A 26086-nucleotide genomic window follows, 5' to 3' on the forward strand; every position below is an offset into this window, starting at 1 on the left:
GTCTGCCAAAAATTTCACCATCCTACAGTATATAAATCCCGTCTTTCATGGATTTGCTGTTGGGGAAGGATTCGAACCTCCACAGAGTAGTTAGCCCGCTTCGGGTTTTCTATGATCTCCGCCACCGGGACAAGGAGGTGTGTCTGCCAAAAATTTCACCACCCAACATTGTTTTTTGTTTAAAGAACGATAGGCAATTGTCATTTGCTTGATACAAATTTAAGAGACCTGTCAATTCCTTGCAAATATTTCAACAAAAATATTTTATTTTTATTCAAATTTTAATTAAACTTGTATTTCAATATAGATATTCAAATTTATGTCCCACAGAAAAGCTCAAAATTTAGAAATTGATAATCTCGATATCCAGATTTTATCAATATTAATGAAAAATGCTACCACGCCATACACCGAGATAGCTAAAGAGTTAATAGTTTCTGGCGGAACCATACACGTGCGGATGAAAAAGCTGGAGGAGATGGGTGTAATTAAGGGTGCCAGTCTGGAGGTAGATCCGCAAAAATTAGGGTATGATATTACCGCTTTTTTGGGCATTTACCTGGAAAAGGGATCGCAATATAACGAAGCTGTAAAACAGTTAAAAACTATAAAAGAGATAGTTGAGCTGCATTATACTACCGGCGAATGGAGTATTTTTGCCAAAATTGTATGCCACGATACCACCCACCTGCGCGAGGTTTTAAACGAGCAGATACAGGGCGTAAAAGGCATTCAACGTACCGAAACCTTCATTTCGCTTGAAGAAAGCATAAGAAGGCAGATTACCTTAGAATAACTATTACCAAACGATTCGCGATTTTTTTAAAAGAGGCTGTTATCTGGGCTTTGGCCCGGGGGTAACGGTCTTTTTTATGATCAGAATTTGCAGGATTTAAGAATTAACAGAATAAAAAATGTACATTAACTGGCATTCTGAACATTCTAAAATTCTGTAAATTATGATTCAGATTACGCCGCATTCGATATATACTTCACCAAACTCCTTTTTGCCACCGGCAACAGCGTTTGCTCCAATGGGAACGTGATGTCGCTGTGTACATAATATACCGCCGGATTGGGCATAAATTTATTGCGGTTGATAAGTTTTAGCTTCATGGCCTCGGGAGTGTTCACGATGCTGTATTCGTAGTTTTCAAGAAAATTAATGTTGATGCCCCGGTATTTATCATCCTTGCCCTCAAAAATGGTGATCTGGTACTCGTAAATAAAGCAGGTATGTTCTTTGCCGTTACGTAACGAGAAATAACCATGGTACGGCATCAGGGGTATAATACCAATAGGGTTTATATTCAATCGGCTCTCTACAAAGTCATAAATCTCCTTGCCTATTTGTATCGCGGGATTCATTTGGGCCATGGCGTAGGCGATAATCTGCTCTATCTCCTGCATACTTTGATCGTCCTGGATGATTTTCTGGTAGGTGAGCTTTACGGCATCAATATCGGCCTGGGTAAGTCGCAGCGGAAAGGCCTGCTGCATAAGCGATTTATTTTTCTTAAATTCTACCAGGTTATTATAATGGAATATCAAATCGGCAAGGTTGGGATATAGCCGGCTTTTATCAAAGTGCCGGTTAATTTCCTGCAGATAACTTAATAATACGTACTTTTTTTGTTCAAAGTCAATGTATCCTTCAATAAACCAGTTAACACTAAGTGGTTTCATCTTTTTCGGGCTCCTTTCAATAGCTTAAATTAAACAAAAAACACCAACTTTGCAATATGCCCTATGGAACCCTTTATTTAATACCCGTGCCCCTTGCAGAGGAAGCGGCCGCAAAATCATTCACCCCCTACCTGGTTAATACAATTAATAGTATTAAGGAATATATTGTTGAGAATGAAAAAACTGCCCGCAAGTTTTTAAAAGAAGCCGGTTTAAAAACCCCGCAAAGCGAGCTTACCATTCACGATTACAGCAAGCATAACCGCGACATGGGTAAAGCCGATTTTTTTAAAGGCTTACAAGCAGGTAACGATGTTGGCCTGATGAGCGAAGCCGGTTGCCCCGGCATAGCCGATCCTGGCGCCGAAATAGTGGACAAAGCCCATCGGATGGGTATTAAAGTGGTGCCCCTGGTTGGCCCAAGCTCTATTTTATTAGCGCTGATGGCATCCGGCTTTAACGGCCAAAGCTTTACCTTTAACGGTTACCTGCCTATTGATAAAATACTGCGGAGTAAAAAAATAAAAGAGCTGGAAGGCCTGGCAACCCGGCTTGACCAAACACAGATTTTTATTGAAACCCCTTTCCGCAATAACTCTTTATTGGAAGAGGTACTGAAAACGGCATCGCCAAAAACAAAACTTTGTATAGCTACAGACCTTACCGCAGCCACCGAATTTGTGCAAACAAAAACCATTATGGATTGGCAAAAGAAAGTGCCTGAACTGCATAAACGCCCAACCATATTTTTACTCTTCCACGGATAAAGCATGCAGATTACGCAGCAACATACCCAGGTGTTGATAGTAGGCGCCGGTCCATCGGGATTAATGATGGCCGCCCAGCTATTACGTTATGGTGTGCAGCCCGTAATTATTGATAGTAAGCAAGGGCCTACCGATAAGTCGAAAGCGCTGGCTGTACAGGCGCGATTGATGGAGATTTTCAGGCAGATGGGCGTTATTGACCGGGTGATTGCCGGCAGCAGAGCAGTTGCCGGGGCAGTTATTAACCAGGAGGGCCTTGAAGTAGCATGCTTAGCCCTTGAAGGCATTGGCGCTGGGCAAACAGCCTTCCCCTACATTTATATGTACCAGCAAAGCAAAACCGAACGCCTGCTGCTTGATTATTTAACACTTAACTGCTGCCCGGTTTACTGGAATACTACTTTACTAAGCGCGGAGCAGGATGCCTCAAAGGCCATTGTGCAACTGCAAACCGGCGCGGATACACAAACCCTTGCCTGCGATTGGTTGATAGCCGCAGATGGTGCACGCAGCCCCATACGAAAACACTTACAGCTAACTTTCAACGGCGATACTTACCAACACCAGTTTTATGTAGCCGATGTTAAAATAGAGGATGTTTTGGGCGATAAAGTGAGCCTATATCTATCGAAAAAGGGATTCGCTGCTTTTTTCCTGATGCCCGAGGAGCATTATTGCCGTATTGTTGGCAACCTGCCCAATGAGTTTGACAACCGCGAAGGGCTGCAAATGGACGACGTATTACCTTACCTGGATACCGTAACCGGAGCTGGCGTTAAAATAGCCCATACCAACTGGTTTACTACCTATAAACTACACCACCGCATGGCTGGTAAATTCAGGGAACAGCGTTGTTTTTTAATAGGTGATGCCGCGCACATTCATTCCCCGGTTGGCGGGCAGGGTATGAATACCGGTTTGCAGGATGCCTATAACCTGGCCTGGAAATTAGCAGGTGTGGTTAATAACCAATTAAAAGAATCCATTTTAGATAGTTATGCCGCCGAGCGCATGCCCGTGGCGCGTGAACTGCTAAACACTACCGACCGGATTTTTAAAATGATCCTGTTGCGTAACTGGTTTGTTGGGCTATTTAAAAAATGGCTGCTGCCGGTATTGCTGAAAAGGACATGGAGCAAGCCCGCATCACGGCAGGCGTTTTTTAAGCGGGTATCTCAAACGGGCATCAGTTATCGCGATAGCCAGATTAGCCTGAACCTGAGCCATGCTACTCAAATAAAGGCCGGCGACAGATTACCCTATCTCAAAGTTTTCGATGAGAAGAAACAACAAGAAACCGACCTGCACGAATGGTGCAGCAAGCCAGGCTTTACCATCATAGCGCTTGGCAAGCTACAGGAAATAGACCTGTTTACCCTTGCCAAATGGATAACCCAGAAATACCCGGCCAACCTCAACTTTTTTTATCTGCCCCCATCAGCCAAAAACCAGCCTGTATTTGATGCTTTCGAGATCAAAGAAAGTCAAAAAAAGGCCATCATTGTTCGTCCGGATATGCACATTGGCTTTTTAAATGATGTGGTGGATATAGATATGATGGATAATTATTTACAGAATGTAGTGGGGTTTGTTGGTGGGCAGTAAGCGGTTTGTAGCGGGTAGTTTGCACTAATTGGAAACACGAGAATAAACCCTGTGGGTCCGGCCTTGTCCTAAAGTCGTGTAAAAAAGAAAGCGCCTGTGTGTCATAAACACAGACGCCTTATCGAAACTATTATGAAAAAAGGGTATGTTAAACCCAACTTTGCCCTGCAACGCCGTTGGGATAACGATGTAAAGATGCGAAGGAATTGCTCCTTAACCAACCGTGTATCGGCGAATGGGCATTTTGTATAGATGAATAAATAAAATCCGGATTATTGAAGCGAAAAAACGGACTACAAGTATCCTTAGCGGGATCTCTTAACGTGATTTCATCCAGTTTCTGACAAAATCAAGATAACTCTCGCTCACAGGCAGTTCAATATCGGTGAGTTTAACTTTACGGTTTTGGATAGACCTGATCTTGTTCACCGGAACAATATAACTGCGGTGAATCCGCTGAAATTTATCTGCGGGCAGCTTTTCCAGTACTTTTTTTAATGGCATCAGTGTAAGCACCGTTTTGGCGTTGGTAACATGAATTTTGATATAATCTTCCATGCTTTCAATATATTCGATGGTGTTTAAGTCAACCTTCACCATCCGGTATTCCGAGTATACGTAAAGGCTTTCGTCGGCCTGTTCGGTGGCAGGCCTGGTTTTGTACTGGTGATAATCAACCGCTTTTTCAACGGCCTTTTCAAAACGTTTAAAATCGATAGGTTTCAGGATATAATCAATGGCCTCCAGTTCAAAGCCTTCAAATGCAAAGTTTTTATAGGCGGTGGTAAATATCACCATGGGCTTAACCTTGAGCGCGCGCACCAGGTCAATCCCTGTAATATCGGGCATATTGATGTCGATAAAAAGCAGGTCGATAGGTGTGTTTTTTAAAAACTCCGCGCCCGTAATGGCATCCTCAAAAGTATTCAGCAACTGCAAAAACGGAAAACGTGCAACATAGCCGGCAATGAGTTTTAATGCCAGGGGTTCGTCGTCAATTGCGATACATTTAAGCAGCATAGTTTTTATTTATAAAGAGGGGTTAACCGTGTATTGTCTCGCTTTTACCGTAGTTCTGAATCACTTTAGCTTCATAAGCCAAAAACTCCTTCCAGCGCATTTCCACATCTATCTCCACCGCATATTTTTTGGCCAGACGTATAAACATCGAATAGTGTGTGGCCTCGCTTATCATCAATTCATGGTAAAATTCAGATAGTTCCGCATCGTTAATGTTTTCAGATAGTACCTTAAAACGTTCGCAACTGCGTGCCTCAATCATGGCCGAAAACAATAAGCGATCTATCAATTGTGCCTCGCGGCCGCCGCCAATGATAATAAACTTACGCAGCTCATTCACATAATTGTCTTTACGTTCGCGGCCCAATAAAAAACCACGTGCTACAATTATATCATGTACCCGTTTAAAGTGGTCCATTTCTTCCTGTACCAACAGGGCCATTTCCTGCACCAGGTCGGATAAGTTTGGGTTTTGTACAATGAGGGTAATGGCATTACTGGCCGCCTTTTGTTCGCAAAAAGCGTGGTCGGTCAACAATTCTTCAATATTGCTTTCCACCACATTTTTAACCCAAAGCGGATCAGTAGGTAGTTGTAATTTAAGTATGGTTTTCTCGCTCACGAGGACAAATATAGTTGAAGTAGGTGAAAAGTTATTCTCCTGGCCCGAATGCCGGATTATTAGATATTAACCGGGAATGATGGTGGATGGAAAGAATATAAATTTTTTCGGAAGATACTATCTTATAAATTATCCTGTAATTTTGAAAAATTAGCTCTCTGTAATTCGGATCTTCCAATTCAGGAACAACCCGGCCAATTAATGGGTGCAAAACCAATCTGTTTATGGTGCCCTCAATTTTTATTCTTTCCAGCCGCGCATATTTTATAGAATCGCGCTTTATGTAATCTATAATGTCTTTTAAGTCTAATCTGGCTGTTGGATAGTATTATTTTAACCACAGGTCCATCTCTTTTTTCATGTCCTCCCAGTCTATCCCCTCACCATCTTCAATTTCCTTCTCGCCATTTTCAATTTTCTGCAGTAAGATCACTTTATCCACCAGATCATCAACCGAAAAGGTTTCTGGCATGTGATCTATCAATTCCTTTACTTTATCTTTAGTAAGCATATTGAGCCCTCCTTTTTATAAATATACGGTTTTACTTATACAAACTCTTACTTTCGATAAATTTCAAAACAGGATCGGGCACAAAATATTGTACGTTTTTTTTCTCGGAGATGGATTTGCGGATGAAGGTTGCCGATAATTCCATCTGCGGTGTCATGGTAATGGTTACGGATGGATGGTCGGCCAATTCGGCGTTCTCATAGCCTGGGCGGGGGTACACGTAAATGCGGTAATCGCGCAGGATAAGTTTATAATTCTTCCACTTATGCAAGGTGCCCAGGTTATCTGAGCCCATGATAAGGGCAAATTCATGCTCAGGATATTTTTCTTTAAGGTGGGTTAGCGTATCTATAGTATAGGATGGTTGCGGTAGCCTCAACTCAACATCGCTTACAGCAATATTGGTAGCATTGTCGGTTGCCAGGCGGGCCATCTCCAACCTGTCATAGGTATTAATCAGGTCGCCGTATTTTTTGAGCGGATTTTGGGGCGATACTACCAGCCAAACCTTATCTAATGTGGTATGGTTGGCCATGTAGTTGGCAATAATAAGGTGCCCTATATGTATTGGATTAAATGAACCGAACAGTAAGCCTATTTTCATTCTTTGTTCATAGTTAATAGTTCATGGATCATAGTTGTAGCGATCATAGCATTATAACAGATGGTTCACTATGAACAATGAACCATCAACTATGAACTCAGGCCCCAATAAAGTTCCTCACCAATTCCTGCGCTTCTTTGCAAGCCGTTTCAAGATCGTAATTTTTAAGGATAATATCAAACTGGGGCGCGTATTTTAGTTCTTTTTCTGCTTTGGCAAAGCGTTCTTTCAATTTCTCTTCACTATCGGTGCCGCGGCCGGTTAATCGCTCAATTAAAACCTCTAATGATGGGGGCTGAACGAAGATAGCCAACGCCTGGCCATCATATTTACGCTTCAGGTGTAGGCCGCCTTCTACATCGATATCAAAAATTACAGTTTTGCCTTTTGCCCAGATGCGCTCAATTTCAGCTCGTAATGTGCCGTAAAATGTTCCGGTGTAAACTTCTTCAAACTCAACAAATTGCTTTTTGGCAATACGGTGCGTAAACTCGGCCAGGCTAATAAAGTAATAGTCTTTGCCGTCTTGCTCATCGCCGCGCGCCTGGCGGGTAGTTGCCGAAATGGAAAACTCCAGCTCGGGCATTACACTCAACAGGTGATGTACTATGGTGGTTTTACCAGCGCCGGATGGGGCCGAAAATATGATGAGTTTACCGTTTTGGTTCATAGTTCATGGTTCATGGTTCATAGCAAGGTTGGTTATAGTTATGATACCTATGTTACCATGAACTATGAACCATCAACTATGAACTATAATACATTTAAAAGTTGTTCTTTAATTTTTTCCAATTCTTCTTTCATACCTACAACCAGTTTTTGGATGTTAGCATCGTTGGCTTTTGAGCCAAGGGTGTTGATTTCCCGGCCTATCTCCTGCGAAATAAAACCAAGCTTTTTGCCATTGGCATCAGCATTTTTAAGGGTTTCGATAAAGTATTCGCAGTGGGTTTTAAGGCGAATCTTTTCTTCGGTGATATCCAGCTTATCTATGTAATAAATAAGCTCCTGCTCAAACCGATTTTGATCAATGGCTTCACGATTGGTGGCTTCGGCCAGGAAAGTATTCAACCTTTCACGAATCAGCGGTATCCGTTTAGGGTCTTCCAATTCAACCAGTTCAAGGTTTTTGAGGATGATGCCAATGCGGTATTTTACATCATTCTCGAGTACATTGCCTTCATCGGCCCTGAATTGCTGAAAAGCAGCCATAGCCTGCTGAAAAGTTTTTTCAACCTGCTTCCACTCATCTTCAGATACCGTCTCCTCGTCGTATTTAACAACTTCGGGCAAGCCCAAGGCAAGTTGCATCAGGTTGGCGGCAGGTTCGTTAAGCTCGTCGCTTACATCCTTAAGCTGCTGATAATAGTGTTTAAGCAAAACTTTATCAATACCAGCTGCTTTTACAGAGGCATTAACCTGCTCTACATTGATAGATAAGTTTACCTTACCACGTTCAATCAGTTTACTGCAATCGTTACGCAGCTGAAATTCCTTTTCAGAGAAAATTTTAGGCAAACGAAGCGAAAGTTCAAGAAATTTACTGTTCAGGGATTTAATTTCAACGGTGTATTTAGTATTACCCGAATCAAAACTGGCAATTCCATACCCTGTCATGGATTTTATCATGTGCAAAGATAGGGTTTTAGTCGGAAAGTCCGAAAGTCGGGAAAGTCAGGAAGGCCAAAAGGTAAAAATGCCTCACAAGGCTCCTTCTTTCAGACTTTCCCGACTTTCGGACTTTCCGACTTCCCCACAACCTTTAACACTTTTTCACACTTGGTGTAAAATACTCTGTATATATTTACGTTCTTATTTGTACTAATGCGCATTCGTTTTACCCTGCAGTTACTCGTTTGCTTTTGCTTTGTTTTAAATGCATCAGCACAGGAATTTACCCTAAAAGGGGTGATATCTAAAAAAAGCACACCCGAGCGTGTTGGCCAGGTAATGATCAAGGATTTAAAATCCAACGTCACTATCATGAGCGACGACCTGGGCTGGTTTTCTATCAAGGTTTCTGTTGGAGATACGCTGCTTTTCTCGAAAGAAAAATTTACACCGCAAAAAATAGAGGTACTAAATAACAGCGATATGCCTGTTTACCTGCAGCCCCAAATTGTATTGGCCGAAGTAAAAATTACCGGCCAAACCAAGCGGCAGGAGGTTAACGAAATTATGGGCGATTACCGCAAACAAGGCACTTTTTACGCCGGCAAACCACCTGTAACATCATTTATAACCAATCCGTTAACAGGAATTTATGAGCTTTTTGGCCAGACGCCAAACAGGGCCAAACGCTTTGCGCAGTTCTCTAAAGGCGAAATTGAGCAGGCCGAGGTAAACAGGCGATATAATATCAATTTTGTAAAACAAGTTACCAAAGTAAAATCAGATACCGAGGCGCAGCGTTTCATGAATTATTATACGCCGACATTCGACGAATTGAAAGGCTGGAATGATTACGACCTGATAAGCCACATCCAAAAATCGTATGATTATTACAAAAACAGCGGGGAAAAAGAGAAACTGGAATTGCTGAATTCGCCAACGTTTATTAAGCCAGATTCTACCAAGCTATCAAAACCGGGGCAACACTAAAGAAAGATGTATTGTTAAGTCAACAGTATTAAGTCGCAAGCCTAAAGTTAAATTTTTTCTTTTTCGACTTAGAACCTAAGACTTTGGGCTAACGACAATCCGTCAATTTATCGTTGACACGACAGTATTGTTAAATGCCCAACGTTTCGCAGGCTTTTTCGGCGGCAAGCTTCTCGGCATTTTTTTTGCTGAATTCCTTGCCCGAGCCTGTTATTTCGCCATCAACCAGTGCCTGTACAGTAAACAGTTTTGTGTTTTCGCCATCCTGGTTGGTTACCAGTTCAAAAGTAATATCGCGGCCGTGACGCTGGCACCACTCAATTAATTTACTTTTAAAGTTGGTTTCGGTTTGCTCCAGTTTATGAATATCTATGTGCGATTTGATGATGTGGTTTATCAAAAAGCTTTTGGTAAAATCATATCCCTTATCCAAATAAACGGCGCCAATGAGCGCTTCAAAGGCATCGCCAAGTAATGAGCCTTGCCTGCTGGAGTTTAGCATGCGGCTATCGTATTCAATCAACTTATCGAAGCCAAGCTTACGGCCAAGGGCATTAAGGTTGTTACGGCTTACAATTTTTGACCGCAACTCAGTTAAGAAACCTTCGTCCTCATAGGGATATAGTTTAAAAAGCACTTCGGCTACAACACTGCCTAAAACAGCATCGCCCAGGAACTCCAGGCGTTCATTACTGTTCTTTACCCCCTTTTTTACGTTTTGGGCAACAGACTTATGCCTGAATGCTAACCGGTATAAAGACAAATTGCCCGGCACGAAACCGAGCAAATTATTTAAAACCTTAACATATTTTCTATTGGGCGATATATAAAGCTTGTATAACCGGCTGATAGGCATTAAACCACAATTAGTCTACGTATTTTTTAAATATCACAGAAGCATTATGGCCGCCGAAACCAAACCCATTGCTTTGAACTATATTAATATCTCTTTTTTGCGCGGCATTAAAGGTGAAATTAATTTTAGGGTCAAAAGAAGGATCATCGGTAAAATGGTTAATAGTAGGGGGTATTATACCATTCTGTAAAGCCAATATAGAGGCAATAGCTTCAACCGCGCCGGCAGCACCTAAAAGGTGACCTGTCATTGATTTGGTTGAGCTGATATTTATACGGTAAATATCATCGCCAAACACATCCTGTATCGCTTTAATTTCCTGCGGATCGCCTATTGGGGTGGATGTTCCGTGAACATTCACATAGTCGATATCTGCAGGGGTTAAGTTCGCGTCTTCCAATGCCGACCGCATTACCAGTGCGGCTCCAAGCCCATCAGGGTGTGGGGCCGTCATGTGATAAGCATCGGCGCTCATGCCGCCGCCCATCATTTCGGCATAAATTTTAGCGCCGCGGGCCTTTGCATGCTCCAGCTCTTCTAAAATTATAGTACCTGCGCCTTCGCCGGCCACAAAACCATCCCTGTCCAAATCAAACGGGCGCGATGCCGTTGCCGGATCATCGTTACGGGTTGATAATGCGTGCATAGCGTTAAAGCCACCGATACCAGCTTCGTTAATGATTGCTTCAGAACCGCCGCTGATGAACATATTAGCTTTACCCAAACGGATATAGTTAAAAGAATCAATAAGCGAATTGTTTGATGAAGCGCAGGCGGAAACTGTTGAAAAGTTTGGACCGCGCAAACCATATTTGATCGAGATATGGCCGGGGGCTATATCCGCTATCATTTTAGGAATAAAAAATGGGTTAAAGCGTGGGGTGCCATCGCCTTTGGCAAAGTTTACAACTTCATCCAAAAACGTTTTTAAACCGCCAATGCCCGAACCCCAGATAACGCCTATACGGCTGGTATCCAGTTTCGAGAAATCTAAACCCGCATCCTTCACTGCCTCTTCTGTTGAGAAAAGCGCGTATTGAACAAACGGATCTAATTTACGGGCATCTTTACGACCCAAAAAACCATCCGCATCAAAGCCCTTTACTTCACATGCGAACTTAGTTTTGAAATGTGTGGTATCAAAACTTTTAATAAAGGCAGCGCCACTTACCCCATTGATTAAGCCATTCCAATACTCAGAAACGGTATTACCAATTGGAGTAAGTGCTCCAAGCCCGGTTACTACAACTCTTTTGAACTCCATTTAATCCAGTTAGGGAGTCTTATTTAACGTTTTTTTCAAGGTAAGCAACAGCCTGACCTACAGTACCGATAGTTTCAGCCTGATCGTCAGGAATAGCCACGTTAAATTCTTTTTCAAACTCCATGATTAATTCCACGGTGTCTAACGAGTCGGCACCAAGGTCATTGGTGAAACTCGCTTCTGGTGTAACTTCACTTTCGTCAACACCCAGTTTTTCTACGATAATAGCTTTTACTCTTGAAGCGATATCAGACATAGTCTTTATAGTTTAATGATTAATAAAAATTCAGTGCAAAGAAAAATAAATTCTGTCAATAATCAAATCTAAAACTTTTACAATATATTTCGATAACAAAATTTTATTGGAGCGGTTTGTATTTGTATTTTTGATGCGGTAAAAGTAATGATTTTGAACAGGAAATTTTTAAAGTTTGAGATCGATTTTGATTTTGTGCTTATTGCGGTAACTTCTTCTTTAAAAGATTACCGTGTATGTTATCTTATCAACAAATTTTTAAATTTTAATTTTATTAAAACTGAGGATTTGTCTGTTGATATCCACCCCGGGAGCGAACCCGTTTTATTCTCGAAGTACTATTATAGCTGGGAAACCACCGAAACAGATTTTTATTTTATTGGCAATAAAGGCTCTGAAGGCTATTTAGTGCCCGAAATGAAGAGCGCCGATTATTTTTTAATGGTGCGTAATTACATTGATGATACCGACCTTGATAACCTGATATCAACCCTAAATAAAATACCTGAAATTGTTGCCGCAGTAAAGATTGATCCGAAAAAAATAAAATCACGGGAAAATCTGTTATTTTAGCGCAAAATTTTAAAAGTGTTGGTATCACACCTAATGTGAATACAGTGCCAGTTTAACCCGATTAATATGAAATTATACTATAACCGTACTAAGATTGTTGCCACCATGGGCCCGGCATCAGCTAAAAAAGAAGTTTTATTAGCGATGATAAAGGCTGGTGTAAACGTTTGCCGCCTTAACTTTTCGCATGGACGCCCGGAAGATCATAAAGGCGTTATTGATACCATTAGAGAAATTAATGCCGAATACAAAACCAATGTTGGCATCCTTGCCGATTTGCAAGGCCCAAAAATCCGAATTGGTTTGGTAAAAGATGGCGGTATCCACTTAGTAAACGGTACCCAAATAAAAATTACTACGCAGGAATGTATTGGTAATGATGAGCAGATTTATATCACTTACGATACCTTCCCTCAGGATGTACAGGCTGATGAGATTATTTTATTAGACGATGGTAAGCTGCAGTTAAGGGTAATTGAAACAAACAGGCTTGATACTGTTATGTGCGAGGTAGTACACGGTGGTATATTAACATCACGTAAAGGCGTTAACCTGCCAAATACCAAAGTATCTATCCCCAGCTTAACCGAAGAGGATTTAATTAACCTGCAATTCGCGTTAAAATATGATGTAGAGTGGATTGGCTTATCATTTGTACGCACCGGACAGGATATTATTGAGCTTAAAGAAATTATAGCCAAAAGCGGTAAAGCCGCTAAGGTTATTGCTAAAGTTGAGAAACCGGAAGCAATTGATAATATAGACGAAATTATTGCCGCTACCGATGGCGTAATGGTTGCCCGTGGCGATTTAGGTGTTGAAATGCCTTTAGAAGAAGTGCCACTGCTGCAAAAAATGATTGCCCGCAAATGCCGCGCGGCTTCAAAACCGGTAATTGTTGCTACCCAGATGCTGGAATCAATGATTACCACCCCGCGCCCAACACGCGCCGAAGTTAATGACGTAGCCAACTCGGTACTTGATGGTGCCGACGCGGTAATGCTAAGCGGCGAAACATCTGTTGGCGAGTTCCCGATTATTGTTATTGAAACCATGGCCAAAATTGTACGCAATGTAGAAGAGCTGGGCTATCCATATAATACATCAAAACAAGGGAAAGTTGATCCTACAGCTGTAAATTACTTAAGTAACGCGCTTTGCGAATCGGCAGTGCACCTGGCGCAACGTACCGATGCTGTAGGTATTGTATCCATGACAACATCTGGCTATACCGCGTTTGAAATATCAAGCCACCGGCCTAAGGCAAGCACCTACATATTTACGTCGAACAAGCAATTGCTTAATGCGCTTAGCCTGGTTTGGGGCGTACGCTCTTTTTACTACGATAAATTGGAAAGTACAGATGATACCATTAGCGATGTAAATAATATACTTAAAGCAGCCGACCTTATACAGTCAGGCGATGTAGTGATAAACACTGCGGCTGTGCCAATCATTAAACAGGGCAAAACCAATATGCTTAAAGTAAGCGTTATTGAATAATAATAAAAGTTAACCTATATTAACGGCGGGTAATGTTTTTGCATTACCCGCTTTTGTTTTTAACGCAGTGTAAAAATGCTATCAATTGGCCATGTCAATCTGTTGCCCTATGGCTTCCAGTTCGTGTTGGCAGAAGGCTCTGGTATATGAAAGCGTTTTATATTGCTTCATGCTTGTTTTATAAATATTGGCCACCCAAACTCCATGCATATAAAGCGAATAATAAACCCCTTTAATCGCAGCATCGGTTTTGGCACGGATATTTAAATTAAAATGTTTGTCTTTTACGGCGTACTGTATGTCGAATTTTTTCATAGATATAAGTGATTGATGATTTAAACATTCAAAGCTGGTACTTTGTTTGTTTAAGTCATTGGTTTGTAGGCGACTTTAAAAACTAAATTAAGGAAAAAAAAATAAAAAAGCAACCATCTTGCACAATTGCAAGTGGTTGCATGATTTTAATGCATGAACTTACCTTAAATCTATCCGCTGATGCTGATAAGGAATTTCAACCCGGTCAAAACCTTTTTCCTTTAACTTCACGCTAAAATGTTGCTGAACATCATATTCGCCGTGAACCAAAAAAATCTCCTTTACCTTTGCCGGATCCTGACAAGCCAAAAAATGTAGCAGGTCTTCATAGTCGCCATGGGCGCTCATTGATCTTATCGAGCGCACTTCGGCATTAACCTGGTACGTTTCGCCAAAAATATGTACTTCACTGTCGCCGGCAAGCAAGTGGCCGCCAAGGGAATTGGGTTCGCAATAACCTACCATTAAAATGGTATTTTTATTATTGTTAATGTTGTTCTTAATATGATGTTTCACCCGTCCAGCCTCGGCCATGCCCGATGAGGAGATGATAACACATGGCCGCGGATCGTTATTCAGCGCCTTTGATTCCTCGGTTGATTGGATAAAACGCAATCCTTTAAAACCAAAAGGATTGGCATCGGTTTTTAATACTTGCTTTACCTGTTTATTATAAACCTCCGGGTGGTTCATTAAAACTTCGGTGGCTTTTTCAGATAACGGGCTATCTACGTAATAACGCAAATCAGGAAGTGTCCCTTTCAGCTCCAAAGCATTTAATGCGTATAGCAGTTCCTGTGTACGCCCGACACTAAAAGCCGGAATAATTACCTTGCCCCCTTTTACCTCGCAGGTTTGTTTAATAATTTCCAGTAAAGCTTCCTCTATCGGGCCCTGGTCTTTGTGCAATGAATCGCCATAGGTAGATTCCAGCAAAATATAGTCGGCCTGGGCAAACGGTTGCGGGTCGTTCAGCAGCATGTCGTCATAACGGCCAACATCGCCGCTAAAAGTGATGTTGGTAAGTTTGGCATCCTCGGTAATTGCCAGATGTACCGATGCACTGCCTAAAATATGGCCGGCATCTGTGAACTTTAACTTCACCTGGGGGGTTATTTCAAATTCTTCATTGTATTCCACAATCTTAAATAACCTTAGCGCATCCATGGCCTCTTTATCCGTGTAAAGTGGCTCAATCAAGGGTAACCCTTTGCGTGCGCGGTGTTTGTTGCTATACTCCGCGTCCTGCATCTGGATATGTGCCGAATCCATCAGGAGGATGCGGGTAAGATCCATAGTGGCCGGTGTGCAATAGATCGGGCCATTATAACCCTCGGCAACCAACCGGGGTATCAATCCGCAATGATCTATATGCGCGTGCGACAGTACCATATAATCAACCTTTTCAGGATTGAAACCGAAATGCTCGTTCAGGTTGTCAGACTGATCGCCCATACCCTGGAACATGCCGCAATCTAATAAAATTGCGGTTTCGTCTTTTAAGCGGATAAGGTGTTTGCTGCCGGTAACGTTACGTGCAGCGCCATGAAAGGTTATATTCATTTATAATAGGGTATAAAGTATACATAACGAAGATGGCGATTTAATGTTTAATAAAACAAAACTAAGTTTTTAGTTGTTATTTTGGTTTATAGTTTATAACTTAGATTAACCAATTGGACAAGCCACTGCGATTTTAAATAAGCATTGGCATTTTTACACAAAGCACATGGAAATTAAAGAGTTAACCCGCGCCGAAGAACAATTAATGCAGGTATTATGGCAACTGGAAAAAGCATATGTAAAAGATGTGATTGACATGTTGCCCGAACCTAAGCCTGCATATAACACGGTATCAACCATTATCAGGATACTGGAAACAAAGGGCTTTGTAGGGCATACGGCGTTTGGCAAAAGCCACCAATACCACCCGATAGTAAGTAAAGATCAATACCAGGATTTTGCATCTGATAAATTATTGAGCGGATATTTTGATAATTCGGTTAACCGCATGCTTTCCTTTTTTGTAAAAAAAGAGAAGATTGACCTTAAAGAGGCTGACGAGATCATGAAACTGATTGAAAAACTTAAAGACAAATAGCGATGAGCTGGTGGCAATATTTATTACTAGTAAACATTTACCTGGTTTTGTTTTACGTGTTTTATGTTTTGTTGCTGCGTAAGGAAACCTTTTTTCAGTTAAACAGAATTTATCTTGTCACGGCGGCATTGCTGTCATTTTTTATACCCGTTATACAGGCCGATTGGGTGCAAAACCTTTTTATAACCCAACAGGTAAAATATACTATATATAGCATTCCCGTAATTCAATACCAGTTTAGTGCAACAGAAAACAGCCATCTTAAAATGGGCGAAATTTTGGCATTTTTGTATTTAACGGGCATTTTAATTTTATCGGCCAGGCTTACCTGGCAGTTGTTTAAACTACGCCGCGTTATGCGGATGCCCAAAGCCGAAGTGCCTTATTCTTTTTTTAAAACGGTAAAACTAAGTGAAGATAGCCCGGATAATGCCGTTATTGAAGCGCATGAGCAAGTGCATGCGCAGCAATGGCATTCGGCCGATGTGCTGCTGGTAGAAATGGTGATGATCATTAACTGGTTTAACCCGGTAGTTTACCTGTACCGTATTGCTATTAAACATATTCACGAGTATATTGCCGACAGGCAGGCCGTACAAGCCGGCGCCAGCAAAGCCGACTATGCATTGCTACTGTTGAGCCAAACATTTAACAGCCCGGTACACCGGCTGGTAAATCCTTTTTTTAATCATAGTTTGTTGAAACAACGCATTATGATGCTGCAAAAAAACAAATCGCAACGCATTTCGCTCATAAAATATGGCCTTTCGGCGCCCCTGTTTATATTAATGCTGGTTTTATCTTCGGCCACCATTAATAACAGCAAAACAGTTACTGCTATCAACAATAAGGCCAGGGAAATATTTATAATGCCGGCATCGCAGGTAGGGCTGGCCTCCATGATGCCTGATGACAGGCAGCCGTTTGCAAACGCCCGAAAAAGCACCGAAGCAAATACAAGTAAAAAGGATACAAGTAAAGTATTTTCGTCGGTTGAGCAATTGCCCGAGTTTCCGGGCGGCGTTCCCGGATTTATGAAATTCATAAGTATGAATATCAGGTATCCGCAAGATGCAAGGGAGAAAAAAATACAGGGCAGAGAGTTTTGTTCATTTATTATCGAAGAAGATGGATCACTATCGCACATAAAAACGTTACGTGGAATTGATCCTTCGTTAGATGCCGAGTCTATCCGGGTGCTTACACTCTCGCCCAGGTGGAAGCCGGGGATGCAAAACGGAAAACCTGTACGAACTCAATACTCCGTTCCCATAAGTTTTGCACTGGAACTTGATAACCAAGTTAATAAAGCAGAAGATCAACCAGTAGCCGCCCCTGCCGACGTTTACAATACGGTATCTGATTTGCCTGCTTTTCCGGGCGGCTTTGAGGCATTAAGCAAATTTTTGGCCACCAATATAAAGTATCCAAAAGATGCCCGGGAAAAAGGAATAGAAGGGCGGGTAATATGTACGTTTGTGATAGAAACCGATGGTACATTATCAAACATCAAGGTTTCCAGAAGCGTTAGTCCTGATGTGGATGAGGAAGCAATGAGGGTACTTAAACTATCGCCCAATTGGATACCAGGCAAGCAAGCCGGTAAAACGGTGCGCGTACAATATAGCATACCTATCAGCTTTAAACTGAACGATGATAAGCACCCTATTAAATCTATCGGAACTAAAACAGGCAAAGTAATATCAGTAAACGATAACACGCCGTTTTACACAGGCGTTGAAACTCCAGGCGATACAATTAAAGATAATGCATCGCACCAATTACGCTTAACCGGGAAGGCCGATTATAAATATCAACCGCTTTATGTACTGAATGGAGAAATATCCTCTGCAACAGCAGTTAACCTGCTTGACGTTGATAAAATAGAATCAATAACCGTTTTGAAAGACAAAAGCGCGATAACCCTCTGGGGCGACAAGGGAAAAAATGGCGTTGTGGTGGTAAAAACCAAGAAATAGGTGTGGATGGTTATGAATGTGCAAGTTTCAAGTATGCTGATGGTTGCATTATACGCGCAGGTTATACTATTCAAAAAACACTATCATCGACTAATACCTGGCAATATTTTGGTTTAATGCCCCCGGCAATTTGAATTGCACTGGTTAGAGTTATTTACCGGTTAAATCTTTTTAATTTAGCTTAGCACCGTTATAAACCCTGAAAGCAAAATACTTATTGCTATGAACAACGCCATCAATATAACAATCAACGCTATACAACACATTGGTATTCCTGTTACCGATGTAACTGCCTCCCAATTATTTTATAGCCGGCTTGGGTTTAACAAGGTAATGGAGGCACCTTTTACCGACAATGGCGGCACCGGTACCTGCGTAATGATGCAACGAGGCAATATGATAATGGAACTGTACCAGCTACCCGGGGCAGGCTTGTCAGAAATCCGGGCAAGAGGTAACGGCCATATCGACCATGTGGCCTTTGACGTGTCCGATATCGATGAAGCTTTCAACGTAATATCTGAAGCCAGGTTTAATGTGATAGAGCCCGAACCGGTGTTTCTTCAGTTTTGGAAAAATGGGTGTAAATATTTTAATATTACCGGGCCAGACGGCGAGCGGCTGGAGTTTAACCAGGTACTTTAATAGCTATATGGCGCTCCACATAAGAAACATTGTTGAAACATGATTGGCCGTTGTGGGCCACAACTGAACATCTTAGGGGTTTAAGCGTTATTTGCTTACTTTAGCATTAAGCTTACCGTACATGAAAAATACCGCATACTTTTTACTGGCCCTGGCTATAGCAGCCAGCCTGGCATCCTGCTCGCCTAAGGGTCCCTACGCCCTTACCAACAAAGTGTACAAACACCAAACAGACTCAGTACTTGAAGTGATATCCCGTGAACAGCCGGCCATGCTACAGGATAGCCTGGGCGTTCAGATACCCAGCGAATGGGTTGGTACCGTGAACTTTAACGCCAGGAAGCCTAACTATGTGATCATCCATTTTACGGCCCAGGATTCGGCCAAACAAACGCTCAAAACTTTTACACTGGTAAAGCCGCAGGTGAGCGCCCATTACGTGGTAGCCAAGGATGGCAAGGTATACCACATGCTAAATGATTACCTGCGCGCCTGGCAGGCCGGCATCAGCAAGTGGGGCAGCATTACCGATATGAACAGCTGCTCTATAGGTATCGAAATTGATAACAACGGGCACGAGCCTTTTAATGAAGTACAGGTAAAAAGTCTGCTGGCGCTGCTGGCACAGCTTAAAAAAGCTTATAATATTCCAACAGCCAACTTTATCGGGCACCAGGATATTGCCCCGGCCCGCAAGCCCGATCCTGGGCCGCTGTTCCCCTGGAAGTTGCTGGCCACCAAAGGCTTCGGATTTTGGAGCGATGAGCTGCTGGAGCTTCCGCCCGACAACTTTGACTATGCTACCGCGCTGCGCCTGATTGGTTACGATATCAGTAACCTGCCGGCTGCCATAACCGCCTTTAAACGCCACTTTGTACAGGTAGAGGACAGCCCGGTTATGAGTCAGCTTGATTTGAATGTATTATATAATGTGTACAGGAAATATTAAAAGAAAGACAGGCCTGGGAGGTCAATCCGGAGAATGAGCTTTATTATCTCCACTCTTTTGTTTGGCCTTCAATAAACTACCCATCAAAGGATATCTCCACATTGTTGCTTACCGGGTGGCCAGTGCAGGTGAGTACCAGGCCAGCGGCTATATCGGTATCGGTGAGCACATCGTTTTTGGCCATCTCCACCTCGCCGCTAACACGTTTGGCGAGGCAAGTAGAGCATACACCATTGCGGCAGCTATAGGGCAGGGGCAAATTGTTTTGCAGGGCGGCCTGTAAAATAGATTGGTTTTCGCCCACGGGCAAATCGTGCAACTCGCCTTTGAATCTGATCCTGATGTTACGGGGAGGGAAATTGGTGGTGGAGCCGGTTACCGCTACAGTCTCTAAAACAAAATTTTCCTTCCGGATCTGGCTGGGTTCAATCCCCATATATATCAACGCAAAGCGGATCATCCGCATGTACGGGAATGGGCCGCAGAGGTAAAATTCGGTATTTTTAAGTTTTGCGGGTACTATTTGCCGGGTTAAGGTTTCAACCCTATCGGCATTTAGCCGATTGGCTTCGCTGCTTAGAAGGTGGATAACAGCAAACCTATTGGCATGCTGTATGGCCAGTTGATTAAGCTCGTTTTTAAACAGTATGGCGCTGGCATCCTGACTGCTGTAAATAATTGTAAGCCGGCTTTTGCCTGCCCGGTTCAGGATATATTTTACCTGCGAAAATATAGGGGCAATGCCACTGCCGCCTGCAAAAAATAATATAGATTTATCTTGTTCATAACCACTCACTATAAACCTGCCCGCCGGCGCCAGGGCATTGAGCATATCGCCAACCTTTATTTTAGTAAGCATAAAGCGCGAAATTTCGCCGTTGCTGATACGCTTTACGGTGATGGAAAGCAGTGGCTCGTCTGGCGATGAACTTAGGGAATACGACCTGCGGATTTCCTCGCTCCGGTGGTTAAATATCAGTGTCAGAAATTGCCCGGCTTTATAACGCAAAGGCGGGCCCGACGAATTGGACAGGTAAAAGGTGGCCGTATCCGGAGTTTCCCACTTAATTTGCTCAACTTTAAGTTTTAGTATATCGATGGTCATATGTTAAAAAAACGGCCCCGTTGCGTTGTACGGGGCCGTTTCTGTTTTTAAATACCTGCTTAAAATTAAGCTATTGCTTTTGCATAAAGCTCGGCAACATGTGCCCAGTTGATTACGCTCCAGATGCCCGCCAGATAATCAGGACGGCGATTTTGATATTTAAGGTAATAAGCATGTTCCCAAACATCGATACCTAAAATCGGGGTGCCTTGTACTTCGGCAATATCCATTAAAGGGTTATCTTGATTTGGAGTTGAGCAAACGGCCAGTTTTTTATCAGCAGTAACAATTAACCATGCCCAGCCCGAGCCAAAACGGGTTGCACCGGCTTCGTTAACTTTAGTTTTTAAATCGGCAATTGAACCAAAAGTGCTGGTAATTGCGGCAGCTAAAGCACCTGTAGGTTCGCCGCCACCATTTGGTGAAAGCAAAGTCCAGAACAGGGTGTGGTTGTAATGACCACCACCATTGTTGCGTACAGCAGGCGCGAATTTTGAAATGTTTTTGATGATATCCTCAATGCTGCTATCAGCTTCTGGCTTACCTTCAAGGGCTTTATTTAAATTAGTAACGTAAGCCTGGTGATGTTTACCATGGTGAATTTCCATAGTAAGTTTATCAATGTGCGGTTCCAATGCATCGGTAGCGTAGGATAACGCCGGTAGTGTAAATGCCATAATTACAATTTTAAAGTTTAATGATTGTTGTGTAACAAATATAAGAGTAGATTTTACTTTTTGTTCTAAAAATATTGTCAAGGTTGTGTCGTAAGAAAGTTCATGGTTCATAGATCATAGTTCATGGTAGCTTCACTGTCTGCTAATCGCAGCAGGCCATGATCTATGAACCATGATCCATCGTCTATGAACAAATCCTACTTCCTCTTCCCCTTGAAAAAATTCTTCACCAGCTCCGAGCATTCGTTTTCGCGGATGCCGCCGGTGATTACGGTTTTAGGGTGCGTTATTTTTTGGTTAAGCCTGCCAAAACCCAGTTTAACATCGTAGGCCCCAAAAACTATCCGCGCCACCTGGAACCAGTATGATGCCCCGGCACACATTACACAAGGCTCCATAGTAACATACAAGGTGCATCCTTGTAAATATTTACCCCCCATAGAATTTGCAGCTGCGGTAAGCGCCTGCATTTCGGCATGGGCCGATACATCGTTAAGGCGTTCGGTAAGGTTATGGCCGCGGCCAATAATTTTGCCGCCATATGTTACTATAGCGCCAATCGGTATCTCATCTTCCTCAAGTGCGTAGCGTGCCTCTTTTAAAGCCTCGCCCATAAAAAAATCGTCGGGAGATATGGCGGGTTCGTCTTCGAAATTTATATACCTCATTTAAATCAGTTTACTGCCGTTGGGCACGGGTTTATCAACGGCTGCCAGCACAATGTCGCCATTTTCATCGGCAAAACCGGTCACCAAAAACTCCGACATGAATTTGCCAATTTGCTTTTTAGGGAAATTGATCACCCCCAAAATCTGTCTGCCAATAAGGGTGTCTTTTGTATAGTGTTTAGTAATTTGTGCGCTCGACCATTTGATGCCAAATTCGCCAAAATCAACCTTCACCTTATAGGCTGGCTTGCGTGCCTCCGGGAAATCAAGGGTCTCTAATATGGTTCCTGCCCGCAGTTCTACTTGTTCAAAATTTTGCCAGGTAATGGTTTCCATAGTGGCAAAGGTAAAAACATGTGGATTAGAATCAAGAGGCATTTGCTAACTTGTAACCGCTATAACATAACAAACCCCGATATGCCATTGGTTCAGCATATCGGGGTTTGTTTATTATTTGTTATTGTTGGCTGGCTGTCGGCCTATAAAATCTTAAAACCAACGCTTAAAGCCCAAAGGTTTTGGCGCTGACCATAGTTAGAGTTTACTTTGGATAAGCCACCCTCATAACGCAGATCGGCAGTTATTGCGCCGATATCAACGCCGGCACCAGCCTGAAAACCTAATGTGCTTTTGTTGTAGTTACCAAAATCTGCAATTGCGCCCGATCCGTTAGCTGTCAGACTTTCGCTTTTATCCAGCTGGTAGGTATAAATTGGCCCGGCCATTACACGAAAATTTAAATCTTTTCCTCCAAATGATTTACCAAGCAATAATGGAACGTTCAAATTGGTGAACCTTACTTTTCCGCTAAATGATTGAGAATTGTCGCCTGAATCAAATTTTCCACCTGTTCCGCTTAAATACAATTCGGGCTGTAAATAAAGGCCGCTGCCTATGCGGGCAAATAAACCTGCTTGATATCCAGTTAAGGTCGACTCTTTTACATTGTCGGCGTTTATTTTAGAAAAATTGACACCACCTTTAACACCCAAAGAAAACTGTGCCTGCGCGCTGATGCTCACTGCTATCAGTAATGCGGCACTTAATAAATACTTTTTCATAAATTTTAATTTTTAGCGGGGCGAAGCTATAATTTTTTCGAATAATTATAACCAAACCCCTTGTTTACATAGTTAGTTTACAAACTGGCTGTGTTGATAGCCTGTTTTATTGCCTATCAATTGACGCGCCAAAGTTTTAAACGTTGCTTTCGCCCGTTTTTTATAATCCGGCCAAAATAATTTTAACAGGGCTAACGCTCGAGGCTATTTTGCCAGTAATTTTTCCAGTATATCTATACATTGCTCCAGCTCTGCCGGGGTCGAGGAGGCAAAGCCCAGCCTGGTAAAATTTGGTGTCAGCAGGCTATTCCCGCCCTGGAAATATAGTCCTTTTTTTAAGGCATGTTGGGCAAGCCTGTTCAAATCTATCGCCGAATCAAAATAAGTCCACACGGCCATCCCCCCTTCGGGCACTTTAAATTGTACGTGATTTTTTAGGCGATCATTCAATAATCCGCAAAAAAAATCACGGCGCTGCTGATATACCCGTAATGATTTACGGAGATGGCGTTGTATTACACCATTTTGCAATAGCTCGGCCATGGCATTCTCCAGCATAGTATCGCCCTGGCGGTCAATAGTGCGCCGTAATTTGGCCAAATGTTCAATCACGTTTTCGGGACCAACCAAATACCCCACCCTTATGGCCGGCGAAATACTTTTGGAAAAAGCGCCACAATACAGCACCATCCCCGCATCATCGGCGCTGGCCAATGGCATCAGCGGTTTGTTTTGGTAATGAAAATCGTAATCATAATCGTCCTCAAAAATAATAAAGCCATGCTTTCGGGCCAACTCAAGCAAGCGCACCCTCCTATCGGGCCGCAAGGCTACCGTTGTGGGGTAATGATGGTGCGACGTTACGTACACCATGCGCACGGTTTGCCTGCTGCAAAGTTCATCAAGCCTATCTACATCCAACCCGTATTCATCAACCGGCACTTTTAACAGGTTTGCCCCGGCCTGTAAAAAATTGGCTTCGGCACCCGCCCAGCCCGGTTCGGCGGTAACTACGGTGTCGCCGGCTTGCAGCAGTCCGGTGCAGGCTAAATAAAGCCCCATAACAGTGCCCCGTACTATCAGGATATTGGCCGGCGTAACCCGCAGGCCGCGGGTAATATTTAAATAAGTAGCCAACTCCGTACGCAACCACGCTGACCCTTTCGGGTCGGCGTAACCCAAACGGGTATAAGGGTTGCCTGTTAAAAGCTGTGTGCGGTAAGCTCTTGAAAGTTCGGTTACCGGTGCCATGCGGGTGTCTGGGAAACCATCGTCAAGGTGCAGATCAATGTTTAAATCGACGATCCCGCGCTGCAGGTGCGGCGCTTCCTTTATGCTAAAGCCGGCTACTTTAGCTACATCGGGACTATTATTTAACAACTGCCGGGGCTTTGTTACAGGTAAATGGCCGGCCACAAAAGTTCCGCTGCCCGCATGGCTTTGCAGCCAGCCCTGGGCCAGCAATTCGTCATAAGCCCTTATCACTGTTTTACGGTGCAGGTTTAGTAAAGTGGCCAGCTGCCGGGTACTGGGCAACCGGTGGCCGGGCTGTAACGTACCCCCTTTTACCATCGCCATAAGTTGGTTGGCCAGCTGAATATAAACCGGCAACGGTACCTTTTTATCAATTATTAAGCTTGATGAATATATTTGCATGAAATTGGACTACTCATTTTGTAGTATCTGGATCATTATCGCCATCCAATAAACGCATAATTTTACTAAAAAACAAAATCATGGCAAATACACCGGCACATCTTATCCCCAGCAGGGCAGCAAAAAGGGCAAATTACGAGCCCGAAACTATCAACAGTATCCTGGATGAAGCGTTATATTGCACCATCAGCTATTCGGCAGATAACAAACCTTACGCTATCCCCACCGCGTTTGTGCGGTACGGCAACCGCATTTATGTACATGGCTCGGTAGGTAGCCATTTGATGCGCGAACTGGAAAAAGGCATCCCGGTTTGCATTACCGTTACCCTGATGGATGAATTGGTGGTAGCCAAATCGGCATTTCACCACTCGGTAAATTACCGGTCGGTAGTGATATTTGCGCAGGCAGAAAAAATTGAAAGCTTAGCCGATAAAACCGATGCTTTTAAATGGCTTACCGAAAAAATTGTACCCGGCAGCTGGGATTATCTGCGCCCAATAACCGACAGGGAAGTGCTTAAAACCACCGCCCTTGCATTTAAAATTGACGAGGCTTCGGCTAAGTTGCGCACAGGCATGCCGGTTGATGACGACGACGACCTGGAACTGCCCATTTGGTCGGGCCTTATCCCCCTGCAAACCAAACGACTGACGCCCATTCCCGATAAACTGAGTGAGGGATTGCCAGTGCCACCTCATCTTGCTGTAATTTAATGTTAAAAAGGGCGTGCAACCTCATTTTTAATTCAGCCAACGTGTATTTTTTATATTTTTGCTTAAAATAATTTAACAATGGCCGAAATCAGTATCTCCAATAAAGATTGGGAACGTGTAAAAATTAAAGTTCAACGCAAATACAACAACCTGAGCGATGAGCAATTAAAATATACCGAAGGACAGGAAGAAGCCCTGATAACCAAACTTATGGAGCTTGTAAACCGTAACAGGGAATATGTGGTGTTCACCCTGAAAAAAGCTTTGGTGAATATTGACAATAACAGGCTGTAAATAAGCGTTCAATTGTAAAAATCGATAAGCTTTTCGTATTTTTATATGCTTT

General features: G+C 42.8%; 31 protein-coding genes and 1 tRNA gene. 12 read left to right on the forward strand and 20 right to left on the reverse strand.

All coding sequences use genetic code 11. The features are described from left to right. Window positions 1-56: 56 nt before the first annotated feature. Window positions 57-168 (reverse strand) — tRNA-Asp (locus tag PQ469_RS30100). 151 nt (window positions 169-319) lie between these two features. Here PQ469_RS30100 and PQ469_RS30105 point away from each other — a divergent pair. Further along, a complete protein-coding gene (locus PQ469_RS30105; protein WP_076373882.1) occupies window positions 320-796 on the forward strand; it encodes an Lrp/AsnC ligand binding domain-containing protein in 477 nt (158 codons plus the stop codon). A gap of 173 nt (window positions 797-969) precedes the next feature. Here the strand turns inward: PQ469_RS30105 and PQ469_RS30110 are convergent, their stop codons facing one another. Then, a complete protein-coding gene (locus PQ469_RS30110; RefSeq protein ID WP_090638341.1) occupies window positions 970-1686 on the reverse strand; it encodes a hypothetical protein in 717 nt (238 codons plus the stop codon). Window positions 1687-1742: 56 nt separating this feature from the next. Between PQ469_RS30110 and PQ469_RS30115 the strand changes: the two genes are divergently transcribed. Then, entirely contained in the window at window positions 1743-2453 is a 711-nt protein-coding gene (locus tag PQ469_RS30115; RefSeq protein ID WP_274210965.1) for an SAM-dependent methyltransferase, read from the forward strand. Window positions 2454-2456: 3 nt separating this feature from the next. Next, window positions 2457-4058 carry an FAD-dependent oxidoreductase gene (locus PQ469_RS30120; protein ID WP_274210966.1) on the forward strand — a complete coding sequence of 534 codons (1602 nt, stop codon included), beginning with the start codon at window positions 2457-2459 and terminating at the stop codon, window positions 4056-4058. A gap of 318 nt (window positions 4059-4376) precedes the next feature. Here PQ469_RS30120 and PQ469_RS30125 read toward each other — a convergent pair whose 3' ends face one another. From PQ469_RS30125 to PQ469_RS30150, 7 genes are all read right to left on the reverse strand, one after another. Then, window positions 4377-5078, reverse strand: a complete 702-nt coding sequence (locus PQ469_RS30125; protein WP_274210967.1) for a LytR/AlgR family response regulator transcription factor — start codon at window positions 5076-5078, stop codon at window positions 4377-4379. A 22-nt stretch (window positions 5079-5100) separates the two neighbouring features. Next, on the reverse strand, window positions 5101-5700 hold the full coding sequence (locus tag PQ469_RS30130) for a MiaE family protein (protein ID WP_274210968.1): 600 nt from the start codon (window positions 5698-5700) through the stop codon (window positions 5101-5103). Between the two features lie 31 nt (window positions 5701-5731). Then, window positions 5732-5995 (reverse strand): type II toxin-antitoxin system RelE/ParE family toxin, encoded by a 264-nt coding sequence (locus PQ469_RS31435; protein ID WP_443192815.1) that lies wholly within the window; start codon window positions 5993-5995, stop codon window positions 5732-5734. 33 nt (window positions 5996-6028) lie between these two features. Next, the gene (locus PQ469_RS30135; protein ID WP_090638363.1) at window positions 6029-6211 is read right to left on the reverse strand and encodes a hypothetical protein; all 183 of its coding nucleotides are present in this window, start codon (window positions 6209-6211) and stop codon (window positions 6029-6031) included. Between the two features lie 31 nt (window positions 6212-6242). Next, window positions 6243-6815, reverse strand: coding sequence for a nicotinate (nicotinamide) nucleotide adenylyltransferase (nadD, locus tag PQ469_RS30140; protein ID WP_090638367.1), 573 nt, complete (start codon window positions 6813-6815; stop codon window positions 6243-6245). 97 nt (window positions 6816-6912) lie between these two features. Continuing rightward, the gene (gene gmk, locus PQ469_RS30145; RefSeq protein ID WP_274210969.1) at window positions 6913-7485 is read right to left on the reverse strand and encodes a guanylate kinase; all 573 of its coding nucleotides are present in this window, start codon (window positions 7483-7485) and stop codon (window positions 6913-6915) included. A gap of 83 nt (window positions 7486-7568) precedes the next feature. Beyond that, window positions 7569-8444: a YicC/YloC family endoribonuclease gene (locus PQ469_RS30150; protein WP_255369739.1), complete on the reverse strand. Its 876-nt coding sequence runs from the start codon at window positions 8442-8444 to the stop codon at window positions 7569-7571. Between the two features lie 195 nt (window positions 8445-8639). Here PQ469_RS30150 and PQ469_RS30155 point away from each other — a divergent pair, with 195 nt between their 5' ends. Then, window positions 8640-9416, forward strand: coding sequence for a hypothetical protein (locus PQ469_RS30155; RefSeq protein ID WP_090638381.1), 777 nt, complete (start codon window positions 8640-8642; stop codon window positions 9414-9416). A 130-nt stretch (window positions 9417-9546) separates the two neighbouring features. Here the strand turns inward: PQ469_RS30155 and rnc are convergent, their stop codons facing one another. The 3 genes from rnc to PQ469_RS30170 are packed head-to-tail and all read right to left on the reverse strand — an operon-like array spanning window position 9547 to window position 11792. Continuing rightward, window positions 9547-10272, reverse strand: coding sequence for a ribonuclease III (rnc, locus tag PQ469_RS30160; protein ID WP_090638385.1), 726 nt, complete (start codon window positions 10270-10272; stop codon window positions 9547-9549). Window positions 10273-10282: 10 nt separating this feature from the next. After that, window positions 10283-11536, reverse strand: a complete 1254-nt coding sequence (gene fabF / locus PQ469_RS30165) for a beta-ketoacyl-ACP synthase II (protein ID WP_090638389.1) — start codon at window positions 11534-11536, stop codon at window positions 10283-10285. Between the two features lie 19 nt (window positions 11537-11555). After that, entirely contained in the window at window positions 11556-11792 is a 237-nt protein-coding gene (locus PQ469_RS30170; RefSeq protein ID WP_031266521.1) for an acyl carrier protein, read from the reverse strand. Window positions 11793-11939: 147 nt separating this feature from the next. Here PQ469_RS30170 and PQ469_RS30175 point away from each other — a divergent pair, with 147 nt between their 5' ends. Beyond that, window positions 11940-12365 (forward strand): IPExxxVDY family protein, encoded by a 426-nt coding sequence (locus tag PQ469_RS30175; protein ID WP_255369740.1) that lies wholly within the window; start codon window positions 11940-11942, stop codon window positions 12363-12365. Window positions 12366-12431: 66 nt separating this feature from the next. After that, a complete protein-coding gene (pyk, locus tag PQ469_RS30180) occupies window positions 12432-13868 on the forward strand; it encodes a pyruvate kinase (RefSeq protein ID WP_274210972.1) in 1437 nt (478 codons plus the stop codon). A gap of 81 nt (window positions 13869-13949) precedes the next feature. Here pyk and PQ469_RS30185 read toward each other — a convergent pair whose 3' ends face one another. Continuing rightward, on the reverse strand, window positions 13950-14183 hold the full coding sequence (locus tag PQ469_RS30185; RefSeq protein WP_274210973.1) for a hypothetical protein: 234 nt from the start codon (window positions 14181-14183) through the stop codon (window positions 13950-13952). A gap of 159 nt (window positions 14184-14342) precedes the next feature. Next, a complete protein-coding gene (locus tag PQ469_RS30190; RefSeq protein WP_274210974.1) occupies window positions 14343-15746 on the reverse strand; it encodes an MBL fold metallo-hydrolase in 1404 nt (467 codons plus the stop codon). A gap of 166 nt (window positions 15747-15912) precedes the next feature. Here PQ469_RS30190 and PQ469_RS30195 point away from each other — a divergent pair, with 166 nt between their 5' ends. From PQ469_RS30195 to PQ469_RS30210, 4 genes are all read left to right on the forward strand, one after another. Continuing rightward, window positions 15913-16284, forward strand: coding sequence for a BlaI/MecI/CopY family transcriptional regulator (locus PQ469_RS30195; RefSeq protein WP_090638409.1), 372 nt, complete (start codon window positions 15913-15915; stop codon window positions 16282-16284). 2 nt (window positions 16285-16286) lie between these two features. Then, window positions 16287-18263: a M56 family metallopeptidase gene (locus PQ469_RS30200; RefSeq protein ID WP_274210976.1), complete on the forward strand. Its 1977-nt coding sequence runs from the start codon at window positions 16287-16289 to the stop codon at window positions 18261-18263. Between the two features lie 222 nt (window positions 18264-18485). Further along, window positions 18486-18908: a VOC family protein gene (locus PQ469_RS30205; protein ID WP_274210977.1), complete on the forward strand. Its 423-nt coding sequence runs from the start codon at window positions 18486-18488 to the stop codon at window positions 18906-18908. 121 nt (window positions 18909-19029) lie between these two features. After that, a complete protein-coding gene (locus PQ469_RS30210) occupies window positions 19030-19857 on the forward strand; it encodes an N-acetylmuramoyl-L-alanine amidase (protein ID WP_274210978.1) in 828 nt (275 codons plus the stop codon). A 76-nt stretch (window positions 19858-19933) separates the two neighbouring features. On the opposite strand, the gene PQ469_RS30215 is transcribed toward PQ469_RS30210, so the two are convergent. The 6 genes from PQ469_RS30215 to pdxR all read right to left on the reverse strand — a co-directional run bounded on the left by PQ469_RS30215 (window position 19934) and on the right by pdxR (window position 25024). Beyond that, window positions 19934-20962, reverse strand: coding sequence for a ferredoxin--NADP reductase (locus tag PQ469_RS30215; RefSeq protein ID WP_274210979.1), 1029 nt, complete (start codon window positions 20960-20962; stop codon window positions 19934-19936). Between the two features lie 65 nt (window positions 20963-21027). Then, window positions 21028-21639 (reverse strand): superoxide dismutase, encoded by a 612-nt coding sequence (locus PQ469_RS30220; RefSeq protein ID WP_274210980.1) that lies wholly within the window; start codon window positions 21637-21639, stop codon window positions 21028-21030. Between the two features lie 197 nt (window positions 21640-21836). After that, window positions 21837-22307 carry a nucleoside deaminase gene (locus tag PQ469_RS30225; RefSeq protein WP_274210981.1) on the reverse strand — a complete coding sequence of 157 codons (471 nt, stop codon included), beginning with the start codon at window positions 22305-22307 and terminating at the stop codon, window positions 21837-21839. Next, a complete protein-coding gene (locus tag PQ469_RS30230) occupies window positions 22308-22643 on the reverse strand; it encodes a tRNA-binding protein (RefSeq protein ID WP_090641557.1) in 336 nt (111 codons plus the stop codon). A 143-nt stretch (window positions 22644-22786) separates the two neighbouring features. Next, window positions 22787-23368 carry a porin family protein gene (locus PQ469_RS30235; protein WP_274210982.1) on the reverse strand — a complete coding sequence of 194 codons (582 nt, stop codon included), beginning with the start codon at window positions 23366-23368 and terminating at the stop codon, window positions 22787-22789. A gap of 204 nt (window positions 23369-23572) precedes the next feature. Continuing rightward, window positions 23573-25024: a MocR-like pyridoxine biosynthesis transcription factor PdxR gene (gene pdxR / locus PQ469_RS30240; RefSeq protein WP_274210983.1), complete on the reverse strand. Its 1452-nt coding sequence runs from the start codon at window positions 25022-25024 to the stop codon at window positions 23573-23575. Between the two features lie 80 nt (window positions 25025-25104). On the opposite strand from pdxR, the gene PQ469_RS30245 reads away from it, so the two are divergent. After that, on the forward strand, window positions 25105-25740 hold the full coding sequence (locus PQ469_RS30245) for a pyridoxamine 5'-phosphate oxidase family protein (protein WP_274210984.1): 636 nt from the start codon (window positions 25105-25107) through the stop codon (window positions 25738-25740). 78 nt (window positions 25741-25818) lie between these two features. Further along, window positions 25819-26034 carry a hypothetical protein gene (locus PQ469_RS30250; protein WP_090638442.1) on the forward strand — a complete coding sequence of 72 codons (216 nt, stop codon included), beginning with the start codon at window positions 25819-25821 and terminating at the stop codon, window positions 26032-26034. The last annotated feature ends 52 nt before the right edge of the window (window positions 26035-26086 follow it).

The organism is Mucilaginibacter sp. KACC 22773 (assembly GCF_028736215.1).
Classification (GTDB): domain Bacteria; phylum Bacteroidota; class Bacteroidia; order Sphingobacteriales; family Sphingobacteriaceae; genus Mucilaginibacter.